The 2715-nt window shown below is 65.7% G+C and carries 3 protein-coding genes; all 3 read right to left on the bottom strand.

Annotation, left to right across the window (positions count from 1 at the left end; all coding sequences use genetic code 11):
* Positions 1-1295 (bottom strand): sorbosone dehydrogenase family protein (locus EOA60_RS27635; protein ID WP_164899580.1); only part of this gene is annotated, 1295 nt, incomplete at its 3' end.
* A 110-nt stretch (positions 1296-1405) separates the two neighbouring features.
* Positions 1406-1603 carry a hypothetical protein gene (locus EOA60_RS27630; RefSeq protein ID WP_067003314.1) on the bottom strand — a complete coding sequence of 66 codons (198 nt, stop codon included), beginning with the start codon at positions 1601-1603 and terminating at the stop codon, positions 1406-1408.
* A 31-nt stretch (positions 1604-1634) separates the two neighbouring features.
* Positions 1635-2715 (bottom strand): heat-inducible transcriptional repressor HrcA (gene hrcA, locus EOA60_RS27625; RefSeq protein ID WP_245502625.1); only part of this gene is annotated, 1081 nt, incomplete at its 5' end.

Raw genomic sequence — 2715 nt, 5'->3', positions numbered from 1 at the left:
GTCAGGATCAGCGAACCATCGTTCGCCACCGCGACACCGACCGGCCGGCCCCAGACCGCATCGTCGGCAATGACGAAGCCGGTGGCGAAATCCTCATATTCGCCGGTCGGCTTGCCGTCCTTGAACTTCAGCCGCACCACCTTGTAGCCGGTGCGGACATTGCGGTTCCACGAGCCGTGCAGGGTGACGAAGGCGTCGCCCTTGTAGTCGGCCGGGAAGTTGCCGCCCTCGTAAAAGGCGATGTTGAGCGGCGCCGAATGTGCCTGGATCAGCACGTCCGGCACCGTGACCTTGCCGGCGAGATCGGGCCGCGCGCCTTTGTGGCGCGGATCCTCGTTGTCGCCGATATAGTACCAGGGCCAGCCATAGAAGGCTCCCTCCTTGACGGCGGTCGCATATTCGAAAGGCACGTTGTCGCCTAGCTCGTCGCGTTCGTTGACGACGCACCAGAGCGCGCCCGTGGCCGGCTGCACCGTCATGCCCGAGCAGTTGCGCAGGCCGGTGGCGACCATCCTGCGGTTCTTGCCGTCAGGATCGAAAGCGAGCACATCCGCTCGGCCTTCCTCCGCGCCCCAGGTAGCGCCGAGCGGTGCCGATCTCGCCCATTCTTCGACGCCGCCCTTCGGCCTCGCTCCCATGCCCTCCGCGGTATTCGAGCCCGAGCCGACCGAGAGATAGAGCGTTTTGCCGTCGGGCGAAAAAGCGATGTCGCGCGTCCAGTGATGGCTCGACGGGATGTCCGAGACGATCGTTTCGGGCTCGCCGGAAGCTTTGAGGTCGCCGTCGCGATAGGCAAAGCGGACGACGCTGTTGCTGTTGGCGACATAGACCCATTGCGGCTTGTCGCCCGGCGGATAGAAGGCGATGCCGTAGGGCCGGGTCAGGCCTTTGGCAAAGACCGACTTCTCGGCGGCCTTGGCGCTGCCTTCGGCCAGTCGATAGACGCGGACCTGGCTCGCCCTGCTGTCGGCGACGAAGAGATCGCCGTTCGGCGCCGTGCGCACGACACGCGGGCTGCTGATGCCCGAAGCCACCAGCTCGGCCGAAAAGCCGGGTGGAAGGGCTGGCTTGGCATCCTCGGGGCGATCGGTGACACCGCCGCCGTTCGAGGCGGATTCGGCGACATTCGGCTTCGGGAGATCGTCGGGCCTGATGAGGCGCCGCACGCCGGGCCGGTCGGCCTTCCAGTCACCGAAGGCCTTCTTGCCGGTGAGCAAGGGCTGATCGGCCTGTTGCGCGACGGCGCCGGAGGCCAGGAGCAAGGCGAGGGCGGCAAGGCCGGCAATCCGTATCATGCTGTTCTCCGTTATTCGCCAACGTGCATCAGCAACCAGACAGCGAATATCGGGCAGGCTTTCCAAAAGAGAAGCCGGGCATGCGGATTTTGACGGAAAGCGCCGGCAGTTCAGCTCTCTTCGATATCCAGATCGTCGTCGAGCTGCTTTTCCAGCGCGACCAGATCGGCCGGCAGCGGCAGGCCCATGGCGCGCATTTCCCTGAGCTTCTCGCGCAGTAGCTCCTGGATCTCGTGATCGTCTTCCGGTTGGTTCACCATCTCCTCGAGCAGCAGGCTGATCTGGGCCTTGAACGATTCCAGCGCCATTTCCACCCTCCTTGCGACGTTTCCCGCTCGCCTATCTCAGCATGCGCGAAATCAACTGGGCCGTATAGTCGACCATCGGGACGATGCGGGCATAGTTCAATCGCGTCGGGCCGATGACGCCGAGCGCGCCGACGACGCGGGCATCCTTGTCGCGATAGGGCGCGACCACGAGCGACGAACCGGACAACGAAAACAACTTGTTCTCCGAGCCGATGAAGATGCGCACGCCCGGACCTTCCTCGGCGAGGTCGAGGAGCTGCAGCAGTCCGTCCTGCGTTTCCAGATCCTCGAACAGATGGCGCAGCAATTCGAGATCGGCCTGGGCGGTGACGTTTTCCAGAAGATTGGCGCGGCCGCGCACGATGAGGCGCGCCGGCAGGCCGCTTTCGGCGCCGGCCCAGACCGCGAGGCCCTTCTCGACCAGCTCCTGCGACAGCGTGTCGAGAGCCGCCCTGGTCTCGTCCTTGATGCGCGCGATCTCGACCCGGGCCTCGGCCAGCGTGCGGCCGCGGATATGGGCGTTGAGGAAGTTCGAGGCCTCGTGCAGCTGCGAGACGGTGATGCCGGCCGGCAGGTCGACAACGCGGTTCTCGACATCGCCGCTCTGCGACACCAGGACGGCGAGCGCCTTGGTGGGTTCCAACTGGATGAACTCGATGTGCTTCAGAGCCACCTCGTTCTTGGCGGCGAGCACCAGGCCGGCGCCGCGCGACATGCCGGAGAGCATCTGGCTGGCCTCGGTCAGCATATGCTCCAGCGTGGCGCCCGAGCCCGAGGCACGCACCTGCGCCTCGATGACGCGACGCTCGTCGTCCGACAGATCGCCGAGCTCCATGAAGGCATCGACGAAGAAGCGCAGGCCGGTCTGGGTCGGCAGGCGGCCGGCCGAGATGTGCGGCGCGTAGATCAGCCCCAGATGCTCGAGGTCGCTCATCACGTTGCGGATGGTGGCCGGTGACAGCGACGACGGCAGGATGCGCGACAGGCTGCGCGAGCCGACCGGCTCGCCGTCGCGCAGATAGGAATCGACGATCCGCCGGAAGATGTCGCGCGAGCGCATGTCGAGCGACTGAAGCACGGGCGGCTGCGATGCGGGATCGACTGCCTTGTTC

Source organism: Mesorhizobium sp. M1A.F.Ca.IN.020.06.1.1 (assembly GCF_004023265.1).
In the GTDB taxonomy this organism is placed as follows: Bacteria; Pseudomonadota; Alphaproteobacteria; order Rhizobiales; family Rhizobiaceae; genus Mesorhizobium.
Note: the sequence above shows the minus strand (reverse complement) of the source record. Positions and strands in the feature narration are given on the sequence as shown.

Excerpts from the sequence above, each read along its gene's own strand:
- EOA60_RS27630 (WP_067003314.1), bottom strand. The coding sequence starts at position 1,603 with ATGGCGCTGGAATCGTTCAAGGCCCAGATCAGCCTGCTGCTCGAGGAG.